This is a genomic window from Prevotella vespertina, assembly GCF_009728485.1.
Lineage (GTDB): Bacteria > Bacteroidota > Bacteroidia > Bacteroidales > Bacteroidaceae > Prevotella > Prevotella vespertina.
This window is the reverse complement of record NZ_VVIQ01000001.1, coordinates 193,319-215,006: the sequence shown is the minus strand read 5'-3', so window position 1 is coordinate 215,006 and position 21,688 is coordinate 193,319. Positions and strand designations below refer to the sequence as shown.

16 protein-coding genes are annotated in these 21,688 nt (G+C 41.9%); 4 read left to right on the top strand and 12 right to left on the bottom strand.

Annotated features, from left to right (window positions below):
* Positions 1-193: 193 nt before the first annotated feature.
* From F0475_RS00775 to F0475_RS00765, 3 genes are all read right to left on the bottom strand, one after another.
* A complete protein-coding gene (locus F0475_RS00775) occupies positions 194-697 on the bottom strand; it encodes an LOG family protein (protein ID WP_155714975.1) in 504 nt (167 codons plus the stop codon).
* A gap of 154 nt (positions 698-851) precedes the next feature.
* Complete coding sequence (locus tag F0475_RS00770) at positions 852-2,042, bottom strand: FprA family A-type flavoprotein (protein WP_155714974.1); 1,191 nt, start codon at positions 2,040-2,042, stop codon at positions 852-854.
* 38 nt (positions 2,043-2,080) lie between these two features.
* Positions 2,081-3,019 carry a carbohydrate kinase family protein gene (locus tag F0475_RS00765; RefSeq protein ID WP_155714973.1) on the bottom strand — a complete coding sequence of 313 codons (939 nt, stop codon included), beginning with the start codon at positions 3,017-3,019 and terminating at the stop codon, positions 2,081-2,083.
* 142 nt (positions 3,020-3,161) lie between these two features.
* On the opposite strand from F0475_RS00765, the gene F0475_RS00760 reads away from it, so the two are divergent.
* The 4 genes from F0475_RS00760 to F0475_RS00745 all read left to right on the top strand — a co-directional run bounded on the left by F0475_RS00760 (position 3,162) and on the right by F0475_RS00745 (position 9,006).
* Positions 3,162-4,403, top strand: a complete 1,242-nt coding sequence (locus F0475_RS00760) for a M16 family metallopeptidase (RefSeq protein WP_155714972.1) — start codon at positions 3,162-3,164, stop codon at positions 4,401-4,403.
* 133 nt (positions 4,404-4,536) lie between these two features.
* The gene (locus tag F0475_RS00755) at positions 4,537-5,808 is read left to right on the top strand and encodes an NAD(P)/FAD-dependent oxidoreductase (protein ID WP_155714971.1); all 1,272 of its coding nucleotides are present in this window, start codon (positions 4,537-4,539) and stop codon (positions 5,806-5,808) included.
* A gap of 782 nt (positions 5,809-6,590) precedes the next feature.
* Complete coding sequence (locus F0475_RS00750; RefSeq protein ID WP_155714970.1) at positions 6,591-8,492, top strand: DEAD/DEAH box helicase; 1,902 nt, start codon at positions 6,591-6,593, stop codon at positions 8,490-8,492.
* A gap of 25 nt (positions 8,493-8,517) precedes the next feature.
* Positions 8,518-9,006 (top strand): methylated-DNA--[protein]-cysteine S-methyltransferase, encoded by a 489-nt coding sequence (locus F0475_RS00745; protein ID WP_155714969.1) that lies wholly within the window; start codon positions 8,518-8,520, stop codon positions 9,004-9,006.
* 275 nt (positions 9,007-9,281) lie between these two features.
* Here the strand turns inward: F0475_RS00745 and F0475_RS00740 are convergent, their stop codons facing one another.
* From F0475_RS00740 to F0475_RS00700, 9 genes are all read right to left on the bottom strand, one after another.
* A complete protein-coding gene (locus tag F0475_RS00740) occupies positions 9,282-11,405 on the bottom strand; it encodes a S46 family peptidase (protein WP_155714968.1) in 2,124 nt (707 codons plus the stop codon).
* A 58-nt stretch (positions 11,406-11,463) separates the two neighbouring features.
* Positions 11,464-12,909: a lipopolysaccharide biosynthesis protein gene (locus F0475_RS00735; protein ID WP_009435478.1), complete on the bottom strand. Its 1,446-nt coding sequence runs from the start codon at positions 12,907-12,909 to the stop codon at positions 11,464-11,466.
* A 68-nt stretch (positions 12,910-12,977) separates the two neighbouring features.
* A complete protein-coding gene (locus tag F0475_RS00730; protein WP_155714967.1) occupies positions 12,978-14,204 on the bottom strand; it encodes a nucleoside recognition domain-containing protein in 1,227 nt (408 codons plus the stop codon).
* 551 nt (positions 14,205-14,755) lie between these two features.
* Entirely contained in the window at positions 14,756-15,217 is a 462-nt protein-coding gene (locus F0475_RS00725) for a copper resistance protein NlpE N-terminal domain-containing protein (protein ID WP_155714966.1), read from the bottom strand.
* A 91-nt stretch (positions 15,218-15,308) separates the two neighbouring features.
* Positions 15,309-15,785 (bottom strand): DUF4625 domain-containing protein, encoded by a 477-nt coding sequence (locus F0475_RS00720; protein WP_155714965.1) that lies wholly within the window; start codon positions 15,783-15,785, stop codon positions 15,309-15,311.
* Between the two features lie 149 nt (positions 15,786-15,934).
* Positions 15,935-16,666, bottom strand: a complete 732-nt coding sequence (locus F0475_RS00715; protein WP_155714964.1) for a DUF4625 domain-containing protein — start codon at positions 16,664-16,666, stop codon at positions 15,935-15,937.
* 186 nt (positions 16,667-16,852) lie between these two features.
* Positions 16,853-19,009, bottom strand: coding sequence for a TonB-dependent receptor (locus F0475_RS00710; protein ID WP_155714963.1), 2,157 nt, complete (start codon positions 19,007-19,009; stop codon positions 16,853-16,855).
* A 259-nt stretch (positions 19,010-19,268) separates the two neighbouring features.
* On the bottom strand, positions 19,269-19,607 hold the full coding sequence (locus F0475_RS00705; protein ID WP_155714962.1) for a hypothetical protein: 339 nt from the start codon (positions 19,605-19,607) through the stop codon (positions 19,269-19,271).
* Positions 19,608-19,847: 240 nt separating this feature from the next.
* The gene (locus F0475_RS00700) at positions 19,848-21,686 is read right to left on the bottom strand and encodes a lamin tail domain-containing protein (protein ID WP_155714961.1); all 1,839 of its coding nucleotides are present in this window, start codon (positions 21,684-21,686) and stop codon (positions 19,848-19,850) included.
* Positions 21,687-21,688 lie beyond the last annotated feature (2 nt).

The window sequence follows — 21,688 nt, the reverse complement described above, 5'->3', positions numbered from 1 at the left end:
CTTTATTGTGTGAAACAATAGAGAGGGGGACTTTTTTATAGTCATTTATTAGAGTGAATTGACGCACAACTTGAAGTATAATTGACGTGTAAGTTAGAGTACAATGAACCTTTAAGTTAAAGTACAACTAAGCTTTAAGTTAAAGTAGGATCGTCGTTTAACTTAAAGTATAATGATCGTCTAATAATGGTTCTTAAAAGTCTTTTATCTCGATGAAATCGTGATAATTTCCACGAATCATATTACGCTTTTGTAAGTCGTCTAATAGTGCGATAAGGCTATTCCAAAAGCCTTTCATGTTATATAGCACAACCTTCTTCTGATGATAGCCGATAGTGTTTGAGGCTATAATAGTGAAGACTTCATCGAGAGTACCTACTCCTCCTGGTAGTGCATAGAACACATCTGCACGCTCCATCATGATTGCCTTGCGGTCAGTGAGGTCTTCACAAGGGATTTCCACATCAACGTAATCACTCACTCTGCGCCCTTCCTCCATGATACGTGGGATGATGCCGATGGTTCGCCCACCTGCTTCATGAACGGACTTACCGATACATTCCATCAGACCAGAGTTCCCTCCGCCATATACTAAGGTGTGCCCATTCTCTCCAATCCATCTTCCCAACGTCTCAGTTAAGCGAAAGTAGTCTGGGTCAATATTGTTATTTGCGGAACAAAATACTGCTATTTCCATCTAATTACCTATGTTTGTTTGTGTACAAAGATACTAAAAAAACATGAATCGAGTGTGTTATATCAATGTTGCTTTCGTCTTTTATTCTATTAAAAAAAGGTTCGCTAAGTGTGATTAGCGAACCTCTTATAAGATCAATGGATGAGTATCAGTTTTATTCAGCCAATAGCTTAGCAGCCATCTCACGTCCTAAGCGAGCACATTCAGCTTTGATTTCTGGTGTGAGAGCCTGCTTCATCTCAACAGGTTCGCCCACCTTCTCGAAGTGGAGATGATTCTCATTCCATTCCCCGATAGCAGCAACCGCCTTTGAAGCCCATGAGTAAGAGCCGAACCAACCGATGTAATGGTTCTTAATGTCACGATTGGCAACCTCTTGGAGTAGTACGTCCATCTCGTGATAAAGCCCTGCATTGTAAGTAGGAGCACCCACAATGAGACCACGGAAGCGGAAGATGTCTTGAAGAATGTAGCTGTGGTGCGTCTTTGATACATTATAAAGACGAATGTCCTTAACGCCTGCTAAAGATGCTGCACGTGCTATTTGTTCTGCCATTCGTTCGGTGTTTCCATACATTGTACCATAGCAGATGACCAAACCAGGGTCTGTTTCATACTTTGACATGCGGTCATATAAACTGATAACTTTATCTACATACTTATGCCAAACAGGTCCATGTGTAGAGCAGATATAGTCTATATGAATACCAGCAAGCTTCTTCAAAGCATTCTGAACAGGTGTTCCATACTTTCCAACGATGTTTGAGTAATAGCGAACCATCTCTAACCAGCACCAGTCGGTATCAATCTCTTGATCGATGAAACCGCCATTTAATGCACCAAAACAGCCGAAAGCATCGCCTGTAAAGAGGTGAGATACCTCACCTTTACACAATGTCATCATTGTTTCTGGCCAGTGAACCATAGGTGTCATAAAGAACTGTAAGGTGTGAGCACCTAGTGAGAGCTCTTCTCCGTTCTTAACTTCTATGGTGTTATCTTTGATTCCGTAGAAGCCAGACATCATGTCGAAGGTCTTCTTGTTACCAATGACTTGTATGTTAGGATAGTACTTCTTCAATAGAGCTAACGATCCAGAGTGGTCAGGCTCCATGTGATTAATGACGAGATAGTCAATCTGTCGGTCGCCCAAAACCTCTCGGAGTTTTTCAATGAACTGTACGAAGAAGTCTACCTCAACGGTATCAATAAGGCAAACCTTCTCATCGTCGATGAGATAAGAGTTGTAACTAACACCATAAGGCAATGGCCACAAGCCCTCAAAGAGAGCTTTGTTCCGATCGTTAACGCCTACGTAATAAACTTTATTGGCAATTTCTATCATTTTTATATCATGTTTAGTGTGGTCTGTTCGGGTGTGTTTTAGGAATGAGAGAGCTTCATTTTCTCCCCAAAGTCCTTGCTTACATAGTTGAATATGTCCTTACAACAATCAGCAGAGAAGGCTAAGGCACATTCAATCACCTTGTCCCATTGTTCTTCCGTTAAGCCCCTTTCAAGGTCAGCACGTGTAATACCATGTTTCAAGATACCGAATATAATACCTGCATTGAAGTTATCTCCAGCCCCGATGGTACTAACAACATTCGTGTTAAGAACAGCGTATGACTTCTTAAAATCACGTCCTCCACGTATCTCTACAGGTTGACTTCCGTGTGTATAAACAAATTGTTTGCAATAGAAAGAAATCTCTGCATTGTACACCTTATCGGCTTCCTCCTTTTTATAAAGGGTTGCAAAATCCTCATGACTACCCCGAACAATGTCAGCATAATCGAGGTTCTCTATCAGATTAGGTGTTATCTTGATGACCTCATCCTTATGTGCTAGTCGGAAGTTAACGTCATAATAGATGATAGCTCCACGTGAATGAGCATAATCAAGAAGTCCCATTACTTGTGGACGTATAACTGGATTCACCGCATAATACGATCCAAAAAGTACGATGTCATCGGGTTGTATATCTGGATAAGTAAACTCTAGTTGGTCATGAGGGTGGTCTTTATAAAAGATGTATTCGGCATCATTGTTCTTATCAAGGAATGCCAATGATACAGGAGACTTCGAGTCTGGGAATATACTGACGTTGTCAGCATTCACACCATTGTCTTGTAAGAACTTAATGATGTATTCTCCAACATGGTCATTACCTGCTTCTGAAATGAACGTGACGTCCACTCCACACCGACCCAATGAAGTGATAGCATTGAAGGTAGAGCCACCTGGCACTGCTTCCACTGGTTTATTATCCTTGAAGATGATGTCTAAGACTGTTTCACCTATACCTATTACTTTCCGCATTTGATTGTGAATTACAATTGTGTTCCACTTTAGTTGTGCAAATATAGTGTAATTTAAGCGGACTACAAAAAGTTTCTCTCTTCTTTTTTTATTGGTCGCCAAAGACGCTTACTATATCATTCTTTTTTCTTACTTTTGCACTATGATAGAATATCAAACGGCAGTCTTGGATAACGGACTGCGTATTATCGCTCTTCAAACAGCCTCACCTGTGGTTTATTGTGGCTACCAAATCAATGCAGGAGCAGCCCATGAGCAATCGAACGAGGAGGGAATAGCACATTTCTGTGAGCATGTTACATTCAAGGGTACCACTCGTCGCACCGCTTTAGACGTCATAAACTGTCTTGAGGAGGTGGGAGGTGATTTGAATGCATTTACCACTAAGACCGATACAGTGTATTATTCTGCTATCTTGAAGGAACATCTTCCAAGGGCTATAAGCCTTCTTACGGATATAGTCTTTCATAGTGTCTATCCTCAGAAGGAGATTGATAAGGAGGTGGAAGTCATCTGTGACGAGATAGAATCGTATAACGACAGCCCTTCTGAACTGATATATGATGAGTTCGAGAACCTTATCTTTCATGGTCATCCATTGGGGCATAACATCTTAGGGGCGTCAGAACGTGTGAGAAAGTTCACTACCAAAGATGCACTCCACTTCACGCAGCAACATTACCGACCTGATAATGCCGTCTTCTTTGCCTATGGTAACGTTGATTTCAACATACTTTTGCAACTCTTGTCACAAGAGAATGGCACAAATGTGACCATGGTTGGCGAACTTGATAAGCATTTGGAGAAGTCATTGCCAGTATTGAGTGCATACGAACCACAGACAATTAAGATTGACAAACACACTCATCAAGCACATGTAATGATTGGTAATCGTGCCTATGCAGTGCATGATAAACGGCGAATGGCACTCTATCTCTTGAATAACATATTAGGTGGTCCAGGTATGAGTGCACGTTTGAACCTTGCATTACGCGAACGGAGAGGGCTGGTGTACACAGTAGAAAGTACGATGGTAAGCTACTCTTCAACTGGATTATGGAGTATTTACTTTGGTTGTGACGCACAAGATGTGGATGAATGTATGGCACTTGTACATGCAGAATTAGACCATTTCATCGACAAACCATTGACAGATTCAGAACTAACAATAGCCAAACAGCAGATTAAAGGGCAGATTGGTATAGCCTGCGACAACCGTGAGAACCTTGCACTTGACTTCGGTAAAGGCTTCTTGCACTATGGTTGGAAGAAGGACATAACGGCTCTTTATCGTAATATTGACGCCATTACGGCAGAGGAGATACAAGCAGTTGCACAAGAGTTGTTCGTTGAAGAGCAACTTACGAAACTAATTTACGAATAGGAATTTATAGATATGAAACAGAGGTATTTGACGTCCTTTTCTTTGAAAAGGAGATTGCCTTGGCATGATATTCTCTGTTTACTTTAATATAAGAATAGGTAACAAACATACAAAACATAAATAATGCAGGATAATGAAAGCAAACATTGCGCATACAGATAAGCAAAGAGTCGTCATCGTTGGAGGTGGACTAGGTGGATTGGAATTGGCATCTAAGTTGGTTGATAACGACTTTCAAGTGGTCTTGATAGATAAGAATAACTATCATCAGTTCCCTCCTTTAATTTATCAAGTGGCATCAGCAGGACTTGAGCCAAGTAGTATCTCGTTCCCATTCCGCCGTATCTTCCAAGGAAAAGACGACTTTTTCTTCCGTATGGCAAAGGTAGAAGCAGTGGACGCAAGCAATAAGATGATTAAAACATCAGTGGGTGACGTCCATTACGACTACCTTGTTTTGGCTGCAGGAGCGAAGACAAACTACTTTGGAAACAAGGATATTGAGGCAACAACACTCCCGATGAAGACGGTGGGAGAGGCTATGCGCCTTCGTAATACCATCCTTCGTAATCTTGAGAAGGCTGAGACCGAGGATGATCCAGCACGCAAACAGGCTCTAATGAACATTGTTGTTGTGGGTGGAGGTGCCTCTGGTGTGGAAATTGCAGGTGCTGTAGCCGAGATGAAGAAGAATATTTTGGAGCGTGATTACCCTGATCTTGAGTCCTCACAGATGCACATTTATCTTGTTAATGCAGCTGATAGACTTCTTTCGGCAATGGATCCTGCATCCTCAGCAAGGGCTGAGCGCGATTTGAAAGAGCTACATGTGCATATTCGTCAGCCGCAGTTTGCAACAGAGTATAAGGATGGTATATTGAAAACAAGTGCCGGACTTGAGATTCCTGCAGAGACAGTTATCTGGGTGAGTGGTATTTGTGCGAACACTATCGAGGGTTTGCCGAAGGAAAGCATAGGTCATGCTGGTAGAATCCTTACCAATCGTTTCTGTCGTGTGAAGGGCTTACAAGATGTTTATGCTATAGGCGATCAGAGTTTGATAGAGGGCGATAAGGAGTATCCGTTAGGTCATCCTCAGTTAGCACAAGTGGCTTTGCAACAGGCAAAATGTGTTGCGCAGAATCTTAAAAACCAGTTGAAAGGACAGGAAGAAAAGCCATTTAAGTACAAGAACCTTGGTGTTATGGCGACCATTGGGCGCAATCATGCAGTTGCAGAGATTAATGGTCAAAAGTTTGGAGGATTCCCTGCTTGGTTCTTGTGGTTGGTAGTTCACCTTCGTTCTATTCTAGGAGTAAAGAACAAGACATTCATTCTCTTAAATTGGGTTTGGAATTATTTGAATTACAAACAGAGCCTGCGTCTGATACTGAAAGCCAAGTAAATCTTTCAGTTCAGCAGTCTAGTAGGATAAGAATTTACCCTTTGGAGCAATGGATGATAGCATATCAAACCTTGCACCAAAGGGTATTTTATTATCTGATAGATACTTCTTTTTGTTTGAAAGAATGTTTGTTTGTCGTGAAAAATAGTCTAATAAATAGAATTAAATAAACTATTCTTCTTTGATTAATAGTTTATTTTTGTTTTTAACTAATGCTCCTTTGCACTATAGGAGTAAGTTTCCTCCGATTTAATTAGCTGTTATTAGGATTTTAATTAGGTGTTAGTAAGATAAGTATTAGATGTTAGTAATAAACAAAAAGACTTCGCATCCCTGCGAAGTCTTTCATTTAACATCTAACTTACTCACGTAAGTTGTATGCTTCTGTACTAACTCAAATAATTAACTTTAATAACGACTATTTTTCTATTTGACGTTACAAAGGTACGAAAAAAGTATTAAAAGAGGACATTCTGATAAGTAAATTCTTTTGCTTTTAGACTTTATAACAGTAAGAAAAGTTCGTCCATATTTATGCAAAGTATATATAGTGAACATCGTAAACTATTTGTTTCTTATTCTCTAAGAAGGCTGATTTATAGTTTGTTTTATTTGTAAGATCCAACTTCTTAGCGTACCTTTGCACCCCATAAAGGTAGCATGCCACCTGAGAGTCTGCGTGTTTTAGTTGAAGAGAAGAGCGCAGGCAAGTGTCTTTCTGTGGGTTCGTTTGGTGGCGAGTTTACCTTTTCTATAGGATAATAAATAATAAACAAACGAATTTGAAGACATTTGAAGAGTTGGGCGTGAGCGAAGAGATTCGCCGTGCCATTAGTGAGCTTGGATTTGAACATCCAATGCCTGTACAAGAAGAAGTAATCCCTTATTTATTAGGTAATCGAAATGACGTTATCGCCCTAGCGCAGACTGGTACTGGAAAGACGGCTGCCTTTGGCTTACCACTGCTTCAGAGGATTGATACAAGCAGTAAGTCGACACAAGCGATAGTGCTTAGTCCGACCCGAGAGTTATGCTTGCAGATTGCAGATGACCTCAAGGACTTCGGTAAGTACATCCCTCATCTGCACATCGCAGCCGTTTATGGCGGTGCTTCCATCGATACCCAGATTCATCAGTTGCGCCATGGTGTACAAATCATTGTGGCAACTCCGGGTCGATTGATCGACTTAATGCACCGTGGAAAGGCTCGTTTGGACCAAGTACGGAACGTTGTCTTGGATGAAGCAGACGAAATGTTGAACATGGGTTTCCAAGAGAGTATCACCGAGATACTCACTGGTGTGCCTGAAGATCGTAATACTCTTCTCTTCTCTGCAACGATGAGTAGGGATGTAGAGAAGGTGGCTAAGGGCTACTTGCACGACTATAAAGAGATTGTTGTGGGCAGTCGTAACGAAGGAGCAGAGAGCGTTAACCATATCTATTATATGGTGAATGCACGCGACAAGTACCTTGCTTTGAAGCGATTGGTGGACTTCTACCCTAAGATCTACGCCATTGTATTCTGTAGAACAAAGGTAGAAACACAAGAGATAGCCGATAAGTTGATTAAAGACGGATACAATGCAGAGTCGTTACATGGCGACTTGTCACAGCAACAACGTGACCTTACAATGCAGAAGTTCCGCTCTCATCTCACACAAATCCTCGTTGCGACCGATGTTGCAGCACGTGGATTGGATGTGAATGATTTGACGCATGTCATCAACTATGGGCTTCCTGACGATATAGAAAACTATACCCACCGTTCGGGGCGTACAGGTCGTGCGGGCAAGAAGGGTACTTCCATTTCGATTATCCACTCTCGTGAGAAATATAAGATACGTAACATTGAACGTGAGATAGGTAAGGAATTTATTGATGGAACGCTTCCTTCGCCTGAAGAGATATGCAAGAAACAACTCTTCAAAACGATGGATAACATCTTGAAGACGGATGTAGATGAGGAGCAGATAGTACCTTACATGGAGGATATCAACCGCCAGTTTGAGTATATAGATAAGGAGGATCTTATCAAGAAGATTGTTACGTCCACCTTTGGACGCTTCCTTGACTATTATAAGAATGCGCCAGAGATTGAGAAACCATCGGCTCGCAGCAGTCGTGAGGAGGGGCGTAGCGGTCGTAGTGAGGGCAGAGCAACGCACAGCCGTGGCGCACGTAAGGCAGAGAAGGGCTTTAAGCGACTCTTTATTAACCTCGGTAAGAATGACGGCTTCTATCCTGGTGAGGTGATGCAATTCATTAATAAGAATATGAATGGGCACCAGGCAGTGGGGCATATAGACCTCCTTGGGAAGCAAAGTTACATCGAAGTGCCTGAACAAGACGCCCAGAAGGTGATGAAAGCCTTAGATGGTGCTGTCTACAAGAGGCGTAAAGTGCGTTGTAATGATGCTGATGAACCAGGGCACGGACGCTCGGCTGGTGGTCGTTCCACTGGTAGTCGTGGTGGTTACGGAAGCCGTGCTGAAGGTCGCCAAGACGATCGTGGGCGCAGAGGTCGTGGGCGTCGTCAAGCAGAGAATGACGCTCAGTTTGCTACACATAAGTTCAAGAAGGACGATTGGAAAGAGCTTATGAAAGGTGCACCAGCAAAGCTGAAAGGGGAAGAACCCGACTTCTCAGAAGAGGGGTGGGCACGTAGACGCCCGAAGAAATAAGTCTTATCAACCCTAACCTTCTGTTATGTTCTATTGTCGTTACCAATCTCCCTTGGGCATACTCGTGCTTGCTGAGGCTGAAGGAAAGCTAAGGTATTGCTGGTGGGAGGATGTTATGGAGAGGAAGATAGGCGATGATTGGACGGAAGTTGATAGTTCGGATGATTCCTTATTGGCTGAGGCTTGTCGGCAGTTAAACGATTATTTCTCTGGCAAACGAGGCTCATTTGACTTACCATTGGGCTTTGACGGAACACCCTTCCAACGTCTCGCATGGCAGACCTTATTAACCATTCCTTACGGAGCGACGCTCTCTTATACCGAACAAGCCCGAAGAATGGGACGAGAGAAGGCTGTAAGAGCAGTTGGAAATGCCAATGGTCATAACCCTTTAATGCTCTTTGTTCCCTGTCATCGAGTCATTGCTTCGAATGGAACCTTGGGTGGTTATGCGGGTGGAACAGACCGAAAAAGACAATTACTAAGCATAGAGAAAGAGGATGTGTCTGATTAGGCACATCCTTTTTGTTGGTAGTGAGCAACCTGTCTCACGCTCCTTAATAATAAAGAGTAAACTCCGTTTTGATGGAAGAAAAGCTGTGTTATCACAATAAGAAGCTGGGCTTTAATACCTATCTAGCGGTTTGTTCATAGCTAAAAAGAGGCTGTATCACATCCTTTTATCAATCGTTTGTATTGATAAGAGAACCGATACAGCCTCTTGGTTATTTGTGTTACGCTATCTGGTGATTGATATTCTCTTCATCAGATAGCCGATTTTACTTGTGCTTATTGTGGATTGATCTCCTTTAATAGACGGTCAGCATGCCCCCACTTATCCATGAGATAGAGTACAAAACGGATGTCGACGCCAATGCAACGAGCAAGTTTGCGGTCGAAATTGATGTCACTTGAGAGGCTATCCCAGTTGCCATCAAAGGCGAGACCAATGAGTCGTCCCTTGCCATCAAACATCGGGGAACCAGAGTTACCACCAGTGATATCATTGTTAGTAAGGAAACATAGTTGCATCTTACCAGTCGTCTTGTCAGTGTAAGAACCGAAGTCTTTTGCACTCATAAGCTCTTTCATGATAGGTTCTACCTGATAGTCCTCTATCTTTGAGCCCTCATCCATCTTCTTAACAATACTCTCTGCAGTTGTATAATAGTTGCTGTTGAAGCCTCCAATCATGTATCCTCCCACCTGTCCATACGATAGGCGCATGGTGGAATTGGCATCGCTATAATGTGGCAAGTCCATCTCCATTTGTACTTTAGCCTCACACAACTTCTTCTCTTCAGCGTCAATCTCTTCCGTCTTATTGCTGAGGTCGGCAAGAATGGCACGATAATTTATCAATAAGCTAATGCCTAACAGCACTCCAGGGTCCTTGAGTGTCTTCTCGTCCTGATAGAACTTTTGACCTTTCTTGAGTAGTTTGCTCTGTGAATAAACGAACTTGGTGTACTTCTCATAATCGTTGCCGAACTCCGTCTTGATAGTCTCGTAGAAGTCAGGAAGGAACTTAGCTGGTACGTGTTCACAATAGTTTTTAAGCATGGCAGCCGCCATCTCTTGGTCAAGGGTAGGGTTCCATTCATCTTGATTATCCTCATATACCATGTACTGCTTCTTTGGTTCGTTCGCAGGACCGTACACCTTGAGGGAGCCACGAGCCATGTTAAGTGCTCTGGTGAATAACTCTGACGTTCTCCAGAACGACTCCATCCAATACATACTGGCAAGTTTTGCATCATTACTATTCGAATAGAGCTTAGCCAACTTATCGAAGTCTACCTTTATAGTTGGGGCTTGGATATTCTTCTCTTGGAGCCATGCACGAATGCGAGCTTCGTACTCTGCCTTCTGACGAATCAGTCCGATAGAGTCGATACACTTGTTCATTCCCATGGAGTTCTTCCAATAGTTCGCAGCCTGGACGTACCTGTTCTCGTATTGTATACGTGTCTTCTCGTTCTTATCCATGTACTTCTTCATGAGTGCGAGTTTGATATCTCGAGCTTGAACACGTACAGAATTATCAATGTCACGACGCTGTTGAATACCATAAGAAGACAAGTAACGACTTGTTGAACCAGGGTAACCAATGGTCATAGCGAAGTCCTTGTCCTTGTAACCCTGCATGCTCACGGGTGCCCAATGGGCTGGGTGATAAGGCACATTGTCCTTTGAGTAGGCTGCAGGACCATTCGTTTTAGGGTCTGCGTAGATGCGGAATACAGAGAAGTCACACGTCTGTCTCGGCCACATCCAGTTATCTGTCTCACCACCAAACTTACCCATACTCTTAGGTACAGTGAATACGAGACGGACATCAGGGAAGTCCTGATAAGTTGTTGCATAATACTTATTTCCCTCATAGAAAGGGTCGATGTTGATGTGTAAAGTCTTATCAATCGCCTTGATGGAATCGGTTAGATGATTCGTGAGGGAATCTATGATAGCTTCAGTCTGCTCTGCGTTCTTTCCTGCGATGAGCTTGTTTACACGTGCCGTAACGTCCTCTTGCTTCTTCATAAACGACACATAGAGGTTCTCGTTAGGCAGTTCTTCAACGTAATTCTTCGCATAGAAGCCATCCTTCATATAGTCATGTTCTACGGTGGAGTGGGCATTGATAGCACTAAAACCGCAATGGTGATTGGTGAAGACCAATCCATCTGGAGATACAACAACGCCAGAACAGTAACCAGAGAAGCTCACAACGTAATTGCTAATAGCGTTGGGTGAGTTGTAAATCATGTCACATGGTAACTGAAAACCCTCTGCCACCATCTGTTCATAGACTGCATCTGGGAGGTTGTGGAGCGTCCACATACCTTCATCAGCATGGATAGAAGGACTGCTTAAAGCCAATGACGCAGCAATAAGTAAGGTTGATTTCTTCATGTTTAATATAATTGGTTGATGATATTCTTAGGTTTCTTTCATTCCTCAAACACTCTCCTTAACTCTTATGTCTCCGTATCTTTACCAGTGGAAGGTCGTGGTAAAGAACGTGAGCAACGAAGAGTAAGATGATAATCGTGTTCACGGTAAGGGCGAGAGGAACGGATAAACGTTCATTGCTAATCGTTATTCCCGCAAAGAAAAGACCACCGATGAGCACATACACAAAGATACTCTTCAATGGATAAGCAATGGGATACTTACGTTGACCGACGATGTAAGAGAGTATCATTGCCGTTGCATTGCCTAAGAAACCAGCCCATGCACAGGCGATGTAACCATAACGTGGTACGAAGATAACGTTGATTCCAATGATTACGGCACATCCAATGCCAGAGAAATAGGCACCCCAAATGGTCTTATCAATGAGCTTATACCAGAAACTAAGGTTGAAGTAAACGCCCGTCATGATACCACCAGCCATCACGATAGGTACGACCTTCAGTCCAACCCAATAGTCACGACCAATGATGTGACGCAGAATATCCATGTAGCCCATTACCACCAAGAAGGCAAGTAAGGTGAAGATGATAAAGAACTTCATAGCTCTTGCGTATGTCTCTTTGTTGTCTTTGTCTCGAGACTTACCAAAGACGAAGGGTTCATAAGCATATCTGAAGGCCTGCGTAATCATTGACATGATCATAGCAATCTTACTGGCGGCACCGAAGATACCGAGTTGTGTATGTGCATCGTTATTCTTGTAGACATAAGGAAAGAGTATGTAACCTGCCGTCTGATTAAGTATTCCAGCAATACCAAGGATGAGGATAGGCCAAGAATAGGACAGCATCTTCTTAGCGAGAGGTACATCAAAGAGCTTCCCACTGCCGAAGAATCCGTCTTTCAGCTCTCTCCAGAAGCAGAAAGTGATAGTTCCTGTACATGCCAAGTTGATGTAGAAGGCATAACCCACCTCATGTCCACCTAATACGAGATAGTAAGCAAGGTTCAAGATGATATTCAATGCGATGAATAAGAGTTTGAAAGCTGCGAACTTGATAGGGCGTTTCTTATATCTAAGATACGCAAAGGGAATGCACTGGAAAGCATCAATCGCCACAGTGATAGCCATTGCCCATACGTAAGAGGGGTGCTCCGAATAGCCCATAAAGTTACAGATGGGCTGTATAAAGATGAATACTAGAGCAATAAAGAGCAGGGATGTGAAGCCTACGAGCGTCAATGTCGTTGAATAGACACGCTTTGGATCCTGGTCACTCTTATTGGCATAACGGAAGAAAGTGGTCTCCATTCCGTAAGTAAGAACGACGAGTAAGAGGGCAGTATAGGCGTATATGTTTGTGATAACACCATATCCTCCGCTCGCCGCACTAATCTTTGCGGTGTAAAGGGGTACGAGAAGATAGTTTAAGAACCTTCCGATGATACTGCTCATACCATAGATAGCAGTGTCTTTTGCAAGTGATTTTAAATTTGCCATTGCTTGTTTTTATTATTAGGCACCCACTTCTAGAGAAGTAGTAACCCCTAATCGTCTTATATTGGTTACTAGAAGAAGATATAACAGATTGCGATTGCAGCTATTACACCAGCCAAGTCGGCTAGCAGTCCACAGGCTACTGCATGTCGAGTGTACTTAATGCTCACACTACCGAAGTAGACAGCTAGGATGTAGAAAGTGGTATCTGTTGATCCTTGGAAGATACAACTTAATCGTCCAACGAATGAGTCTGCACCGTAAGTCTTCATTGCTTCAATCATTAGTCCACGTGCCCCGCTACCTGAAAGAGGTTTCATAAGAGCCGTAGGGAGTGCGTCGACGAATCGAGTGTCTAGTCCGCAGGTTTCGACAAACCATCTAATACCTTTCATCATAAGCTCCATACCACCTGAAGCACGGAATACTCCGACAGCCACTAAGATAGCAACTAAGTAAGGGATAATGCGTACTGCTGTATGAAAACCCTCTTTTGCTCCTTCGATGAAAGCGTTATAAACGTTGATCTTCTTTAATAGTCCGGCAGCAATGAATAGGACGATAATGGTCATCAAGATGAGGTTTGAGGCAATAGAAGTTACTGTTGCCATGGTCTGCTTGTCCATTTGTCCAAAGCTCCAGATGACTACTCCAACAAAACCCATCAGTCCGATGAGCCCTAAGAGGAGTGTGGGTTGGAAGATATTAATGCGTTGCCAGCCTGCAGTAATCAGTATTCCAACCAGTGTAGCGACGGTAGTTGCCAATAAGATAGGGATGAATACGTCAGTTGGTTGGGCTGCCCCGTACATACTTCGATAGCCAAGAATAGCTGTTGGGATGATGGTTAGTCCAGAAGTATTCAGCACTAAGAACATGATCATGGGGTTTGTTGCCGTGTCTTTCTTCGTGTTTAGCTCCTGCATTTGGCTCATCGCCTTTAGTCCGGTAGGCGTTGCTGCATTGTCAAGACCCAACATGTTGGATGCAATATTCATGAAGATTGACCCCATGACAGGGTGGTTTCGTGGAATATCAGGGAACAGCTTTGATAGAAAAGGGCTCAACATGCGTGCAAGAACATTGACGATTCCCGCTTGCTCACCTATCTTCATGATGCCCAACCACAATGCCAAGACTCCAGTTAGGTTCAGTGATGTTGTAAAAGCGGTCTCAGATGATTCGAAGGTAGCCTTTACCATCTTCTCAAATATAGTCGTGTCGCCCATCAGAAGAGAGATAATTCCAAAGATGAAAGCGATGAAGAAGAACGCTATCCAAATGTAGTTCAGTGCCATTTAACCTATTTGTTACTGTTAATTCTTTGTCTTTTGATTGATGAAAAGGGAACTACTGGTAGCGAATGTGCCATTCTTCCCATTGCAAAGATACGCATTTATACGTTAACATGGGGCATAATAAAGAAAAAAGATAGGTGTGTTCAAGGAATGAGAAGGGAAGAGGAAAGGTTAAGGGAATGCTAGTAAAAGCCTTTTCAAGCTCCTTCGAAGAAGGGTATGTGGCTATGGGGACTAGTAAAGGAACGCTTTTCTCCATTTAAGAAGGGCGTTTCCTTATAGTGAAGAGGGCGTTTCTTTGATGGGAAGAAAGCACTTCCTTAATAGTACTTATTCTCTATCTCGAAAAGAAACATTGTGTTTGTCTATGATTCGTAGTGGTGTTTAGAACCTATCCTCTATCTCTGGATGAGGGTGAGAGGCGCTAGCCTTAAATGAAGGAGATAGACAAGTTGGGATGCAAAAAGGCTACATAAGCGATTGCGCAAATGGTTGCGAATCCACTTATGTAGCCCATGTTTTAGTTTTTGAAAACCTTAAGTCGACTGGAATTACTTCTTCAACTTCAAGTCATAATTCATGTCCTTGCTGTTAACAGCAGGCTCTTCAAAGTCAGAGTTAACCAATCGGAGGGTTGAATCATTTACTACGAGGAAGTTGGTGGTGTTGCCCTTGCCCAACTCAAACTGGTAGTAGGTATTCTTCTTACCCTTAACATCCTTCTCTACAACCTTATACTTACCTGTGTAGCTGTAAGTGGTGTCTACTTCTGTTTCAGACTTCATATAAGCCTCTGAAACGCTGTAGCCATTGGTTGAATCTTTCGCTAATGCGACATGATACTTGATACCTGCAACGTCTGCAGCAGGTGTCATTCCTTCATAAACTGATGAGTCAGCTGCAACAGAGTCCTGCGCTGTTGAATCCTTACTCTCTGCGTTTGTTGTAGTCTTGCCATTGTTGCAAGCTACCATAGCTGCGCATGCAGCTACCAATAACATTACTTTTTTCATAACTTTCTATACATTAGTTTGTAATTAATCTTTATACTCTCGGGCTGCAAAGATATTATATTTTCTTTGAAAGAAGCAAGTCTTTTAACCTTTATTTTATCTTTATAGCCATTGCACGCAATTGCTGGTTGCCTGTTTGATCGGTAACTCGAATGACGAAGTGATAGTCTCCTGGGTCAATATCTGATGGTATTTCGATATCTTGCTTAGCATCGAAAGACTTACTTCCGCTAGGTATCTTGAAACTTTCATCATAGTGGAAAGGCTTTACAGGCGCCTTCTTTGGATCCATAGAGCAGCCTTGAGCCTGTGTTCCATGCGTGTGATGGTCGAAGTTATTGTGTATCTCTATGTTGTAACTACCTAATTCGTCATTATCAGTAAGGCGATAACGGAAGGGGATAATGCCTCCTCTTTGAAACACATCACAATCCATTGGAACGGCAGTAATGCCTTGATCAGTGATAATTGGTAGTTGATTGTCTTTTACAATGTCGTCGTTATTAGTGCAAGCTACTGTTCCCAATAGTATTGCAGCGGTTGTTAAACAGAATAAAACCTTTCTCATAAGTTTCTTGTTTTATGTTTGTTCGTTGTTAATTAGTTGGTTCTTCGAAAAGATGTAAGGTATATGTGTCCGCCACCTCATAGGGAGGATGGGGCGGACACATGTGCTGTTTACTCTTATTGTTATTGATGAAGAATAGTACAAGGAGGTTATTTTACGATAAAATCCTCAATCTCTTCGGTTGTCTCGCGACCATCAGCATCCTTTACAGTGAAGTGTATGTGATAGGTACCTGGTTTACATTCTGCAGGGACAGCAAGCTCTTTGTTAAATGTAATCTTACCTTTTTTACCATTGAGATCATTGATTTCTATCTCATGTTCCTTGTCTCCGTGGAACTCAACCTCAATCTCTTTAATATCTGAAGTTGTCTCTATGTTGGCTTGGAAAGTGAGCTTCTCATTAGGTGCAGCTGTCATCTTGTCAACATTTAGATTGGTTATCTTCGGTGCCTTCGTATCAACTGTCTTTTTCTTTAACTGAATCTTTTCACTGATGTAACGAGTAGTGTTATCAACCGTTGTAACTGCAATGATACAAGTATATTCACCTTCTTTGAGATCGTCAGAGAGCTTAAGATGCTCATGGAACTTTGTATTTAATACGCCAACATACTTAGCATCTGTGTATGATTGAAGCTTTACTTGTTTATTATCCTTTAATAGGGCAACTTGGATAACACGGATTTTTGCATTAGAGACAATGTCACACTCAAGATGAATATCACCTCCGATGATACCAATCTTGTTGTTGTCATGACCAAATTCAGGGTTCTTGAATTCAATAGAACTTGGTGTGATGTCTTCGTTGTCACATGATGTCAACACCATTGCAAATACGCTTAAGAGTGCTAAAGCACCAATAAATAGTTTCTTTTTCATTGTGTAAATTGTTTTAAGTAAGGCTTTCGCCTAGATTTGTAATCTTATAACTTGTCTTTAATGACTTGTTTGTTTATGTTTAAGGAAAGGGAGTCATGGGGGAAGAAGATGTGTATATGTCTGCCCACCACGCTCATCCTTTCACTATCTCAGATTTAATTTGTAAGATTAAGTGCTATTTTTTCTTTAGAAGTCCAGCCCTACCATTAATGCTACATTGCGTCCCGGTTCAGGCACATCGATGAGTCGATAGAAGCTAGTATGGTCGTAATACTTTCGGTTCAAGAGGTTTTCTGCATTGAGATTAATGCGTAGTTTCTTGTTACCGAGGTTGAAGTTCTTTCCTGCAGTGAGGTTTAGAGTGTAGTAACCTGGCGTCTGCTTCTCTGGTGGAACTATATTGTTTTGTCTACCAGTAACATGCAAGTTGAATGCTACAAATCCCTCATTACCTATCTTCTCACGGCAGAAATCATACTTGATAGTGGCATCTGCTGACCAAGGAGTGCTGAATGGAAGAGTGTAACCCTTCTTTGCTCCTGATAACTGTTCGGCATATAGATACTCACCCTTTAGTTCCGTGCTCAGAGAAGGGAGTATCTTCCAGTTTAATTGTAGCTCTGCTCCATAGCGAATCACGCGACTTTGTGTATAAAAATACCATTGTAAGCCTTCGTAGTAATCGGGAGTTGGATTCATGTAGATGTAGTTCGGGAAGTAATTGAGGTAGGGATCGAACTGAACGGAAAGTCGATCATTGCCCCAGTGAATACCTGCATCCACTTGATAAGACTCTTCTGGTTTGAGGTCTGGATTACCTTTCTCATATCTAAAGATGTGATAATTGACACCATCTGTACCGAGTTCCTTTGGTATTGGAACACGGAAACTCTTACCGATATTGAGCTTTAGAATCCATTGTTTGACTGCATAGTTTACACCAGCTGACCATGTCAAGCTATTGAAAGAACGGCTAAGATTGACGGAGCGTTCCTTATATACGGAGTCAGTAGCATTGATTGGTGTTTTGAACCAGTCGTTGTAACTGTGCAAGTGAGTATGTACGTGGTCATAACGAACACCAGCGTTAAGAATTAAGTCGTTCGTTACCTTAAAGCGGTCGAAGGCGTAGGCTCCGAACGAACTCGTCTCAAAGTCTGGAATAATAAAGCCCCATCCTGCACGGCGGTTATGCTGATATTCACTGTTGATACCTGTTGTCAGTGTGTGTCGTTCACCCATCGTGAGGCGCATAATGACGTTGGCAGTGTAGGTATCTTTCTTAAATTCACGTTCAAGCGTATGTGGAGGAGTTGGCATATAACCATGTGATACCGCTTCTGCAAGCTCCTTTCTATGGTTGTTCTGATAGGCTATGTTGGCTTCAAGAGCTAAGTTGCCATGTTGATAAACAGTGTGGCTCATTGCCTTAAAATGATTCACACTCTGATAGGGTAAGTCGATGTCTCGACGTGACTTATCATAGTCAATGCTTGACAATCTGACCTCCAGACCATGTGCATTAGCAAAGAATCCACTCTTTGAATATGTATCAGAAAACTTCAACTCAGTATGAAAGTTATAATGCTTGTAACCAATGGTTATGCTCCCATCACGCTCTAATCCAGCTGTGTTACGAAGTCTTTTCTTATAGAGTGGGATGTCGTAAGAGAAGTACTGAATACTATTGGTTGGTACTTTGTAATCGGCATAATCAATGTAAGTTGCGTTTGCCTTCCAATAGAAATGCTTACCAGTTCCTTGCAAACGGGCTGCTGCTCCAATAGATGCGTTATTGCTTCTCGTGAAGAGAGAGGCACTTCCTTCAAATGGTTTGGTAGGTATGAAGTTGGTGTAAAGGTTGATAACTCCACCAATAGCGTCCGATCCATAGAGTAGAGCAGCTGGGCCTTTGATCACTTCGATACGGTCGATAGCGAACTGATCAATCTCTAATCCGTGGTCATCTCCCCACTGTTGTCCTTCATGTTTGATGCCATCTTCGGTTACAACCATTCGATTAAAACCGAGTCCACGTATCGTGGGTTTCGATTGTCCAGAACCGATACTCATTGCCTTAACTCCTGGTATTCCACTGAGTGATTGCATGAGACTTCCCGTGAAGTTTGTCTGTAAATACGACTTGTCAATGCGTACAGTATTGACAGAAGATGACATTTGTGTCTCTTTCTGACGATCGCCTAATACGGTGACATTTTGCATAACAATACTACTATCAACGTCGCTTTTTTCTTTCGCTGGAACGACTATTGATGTGTGTTGTAGGGCTACTGCTGTCACACAAATAGGTGATAGAACGAAAGCTAAAATAGCTTTATTCATTATCGCTTGTTCTAATGTTTAAATAAAAGAAATGCTGTTTCCTCTCCTTTATATGTGTTAGAAGCAATATAAAAGAGGGTGTTTGTGTGCCATGACGACAGATTATAGACTTACAATAAGGCGTATTCTCCCCTATACGAGAGGATGCAATACTACGCTATAATCCCTGTCATGATGACGGAAAAAGGGCTTAATAAAAGATAATAAGCTGATAATCAGTAAGGCTAATAACAGTGATTATCATTTATGGACGTCCCCTTTAAAAGCGTACAGGGGGAGCTCTAAGGCTGGTGACTTCTACCTCTGGGCGTACATAAGAGATGTGCGTAAAAAGGAAGAGGAAGCCCAATAAGATAAGGGTTGCTGTTGCAAGCAAGACATCCGCACCTTTTACAAAGTTGAAAAAGGTAAAGTGACAGATGGAACAAGAATCAGGATTGTGGCTTTGACCTTGTTGTCCTGTTGCGTGATGACCGTTAGCAAGCTCAGTTTCAACCTGACATACATGCACAGACTTTACTACCATTGGTAACATGAAGAGTGCCAACAGTAGCCATGCAATAAGCATCTGTCTTGTATTTTGGTTTTGCTTAGCCATCTAAAAGCCTTTGAAATTCCGTGGCAAAGATATTTGTTATTTCGTAACAAAGCAAATAATAGGTTTCTCTTTTTGTTATTATTAACAATAAGAAGTATGTGGAAAACCATTATTCAATGACAAAAGATCTCGTGTTAATGCCTTTTGTCATTGAATAATCCTCCTATCGAACTTATATAATTAATGCTAAGCTAGATGTCATTTATTCTCTATTAATCAAATATCTTCTATTTGCTTTGCTTATGGAAGATGAATGATATTGGTGTAATAAGACATATTACGGTAGCGTTCTGGTCTATTCCCACTTCCACCATCTTTATAATTCACGAATGGTATGAACCTACTATCATAATCATTAAAGGTTCCAAGGAAGTTTAATCCACTTGTTTCTATCGGCATATAATACCATCCCTTTGGATTAAATCCATTATAAGGAGCATTAAAAGGTGTCTCCTTTGAACGAATAAAATCTCTCTCTCCTAAATAATAATTATAATAGAAACCATTGCTGCCATTCAACAAATAGCCCACTTCAACACCAAAATTGTCTACTATATTATTGTTTGGGTCTTTCAAATCGATGTTCCAACCGTCTTTACAAATATACTTTGAATAACGTACACCACCCGTAACAGCTGACGGAGTAGACACTCCAGACCCTGTATTGATTACTTGATAAGCCTTATTCTTAGCTACAACTTCTGCATAGCCTGTGCCCGCAGCTAAGCAAATAGACTTTCCTGCAGGTATCGATGTTGTTGAGTTTCCTGGCATACCAACACTACTACTTCCTCGACTCAATGCTTTGAGGTCAGTCAGATTAGCGACATATAATGCTCCATAAGGAGGTACATTCCATGGGTTTGGACTCACAAGATAATAGCCTTTCAACGATACTGTCTCTCTTGAAGCATTTGTTATCTCAATCCAACTGTTCTCTCCGTTTTCTGCAGAAGAGTGGTAATACTCTGTTATCATCAATGCTCCACGTGTCTCTTTCAGACTTGCATTGATACTAAAGTTATACGTATCGCCATCTTTGAAGTCTACAATAGCTTTCGCTTCACGGTAGAATCGATTACGCATAGACAAGAAATCAATCTGTGGAGCTACTGCACCTGTCTTGCTATCAGCCTCACTGCGGAGGATAACTCTTGCTTTTTTCGTACTGGTGACACCTGGCGTAGCCTTTACCCAGATATAGAAAGGCTTGGTATACTTGGTTGTTCCTGCTCCATCAGCCTCACCACCGATAGCGAAATTATTAACTCTAATCGTGTCACATTCGTCTAAAACTTTCCCCTGTCGTCTATCTATATTAATTCTGTATGAACTTGGTTTCCATACAGGAGAAGCTTGTGAGAGGTCAAATGTACCATCCATGTGGAGCACGTCAGACTTCAAGGCAATAGAATAAACGTTGCTCTTGTAATACATATCCGACTTTGCTCTAACGCCAATCCAGCTTCCTAACATTAAAAACTGAACTTTAGCGTGCTTTGTAGCAGGGTCTACTTTCGTTAACTTAGAATAGAGTGGGATGTTATAATCGTATGAACTCGCATCTATAACCTTTGGTCCAAAAACCCTCATGACGCCATTTGCGCCAATACCTTGTGTCCATGCACCATTTTCTACACCGTCTTCCTTACCCGTAGCTGATGCCACTTGCAGTTTAGACAAGTCAAAATCAGATGGTACGGAGAACGTAAAGTAACCCTTATTGGCTGAGATAATCTGCAAACCCTTGGCTACCTTTCTACTTATTTGGCGTGTTCCATCAGTGATATAGACAAATAAAGGAATCGTACTTCCAACCCTCCAGTTATAAGTCAATGACCCTTGCTTATCGTAAGTAATAGGTGTACGGGTCGCAGCAGGCTGTTCGGCATCCCATACATTTGTCATCTGTTTTGCGTTCACCATATCCTCTACATTCTTGTCTAATGTAACATCAACGGTGAAAGTAATTTCTTCTTTTGCTTTCTGTTGCTCAGTTGAATTGATATCTTCCTGCGAGCAGGCAACAAGTCCAAGTGTTATTGTCGCGTAAATTAATGTTTTTACAATGTAATTCATAA

Excerpts from the sequence above, each read along its gene's own strand:
- F0475_RS00775 (WP_155714975.1), bottom strand. The coding sequence starts at position 697 with ATGGAAATAGCAGTATTTTGTTCCGCAAATAACAATATTGACCCAGAC.
- F0475_RS00770 (WP_155714974.1), bottom strand. The coding sequence starts at position 2,042 with ATGATAGAAATTGCCAATAAAGTTTATTACGTAGGCGTTAACGATCGG.
- F0475_RS00765 (WP_155714973.1), bottom strand. The coding sequence starts at position 3,019 with ATGCGGAAAGTAATAGGTATAGGTGAAACAGTCTTAGACATCATCTTC.
- F0475_RS00760 (WP_155714972.1), top strand. The coding sequence starts at position 3,162 with ATGATAGAATATCAAACGGCAGTCTTGGATAACGGACTGCGTATTATC.
- F0475_RS00755 (WP_155714971.1), top strand. The coding sequence starts at position 4,537 with ATGAAAGCAAACATTGCGCATACAGATAAGCAAAGAGTCGTCATCGTT.
- F0475_RS00745 (WP_155714969.1), top strand. The coding sequence starts at position 8,518 with ATGTTCTATTGTCGTTACCAATCTCCCTTGGGCATACTCGTGCTTGCT.
- F0475_RS00740 (WP_155714968.1), bottom strand. The coding sequence starts at position 11,405 with ATGAAGAAATCAACCTTACTTATTGCTGCGTCATTGGCTTTAAGCAGT.
- F0475_RS00735 (WP_009435478.1), bottom strand. The coding sequence starts at position 12,909 with ATGGCAAATTTAAAATCACTTGCAAAAGACACTGCTATCTATGGTATG.
- F0475_RS00730 (WP_155714967.1), bottom strand. The coding sequence starts at position 14,204 with ATGGCACTGAACTACATTTGGATAGCGTTCTTCTTCATCGCTTTCATC.
- F0475_RS00725 (WP_155714966.1), bottom strand. The coding sequence starts at position 15,217 with ATGAAAAAAGTAATGTTATTGGTAGCTGCATGCGCAGCTATGGTAGCT.
- F0475_RS00720 (WP_155714965.1), bottom strand. The coding sequence starts at position 15,785 with ATGAGAAAGGTTTTATTCTGTTTAACAACCGCTGCAATACTATTGGGA.
- F0475_RS00715 (WP_155714964.1), bottom strand. The coding sequence starts at position 16,666 with ATGAAAAAGAAACTATTTATTGGTGCTTTAGCACTCTTAAGCGTATTT.
- F0475_RS00710 (WP_155714963.1), bottom strand. The coding sequence starts at position 19,009 with ATGAATAAAGCTATTTTAGCTTTCGTTCTATCACCTATTTGTGTGACA.
- F0475_RS00705 (WP_155714962.1), bottom strand. The coding sequence starts at position 19,607 with ATGGCTAAGCAAAACCAAAATACAAGACAGATGCTTATTGCATGGCTA.
- F0475_RS00700 (WP_155714961.1), bottom strand. The coding sequence starts at position 21,686 with ATGAATTACATTGTAAAAACATTAATTTACGCGACAATAACACTTGGA.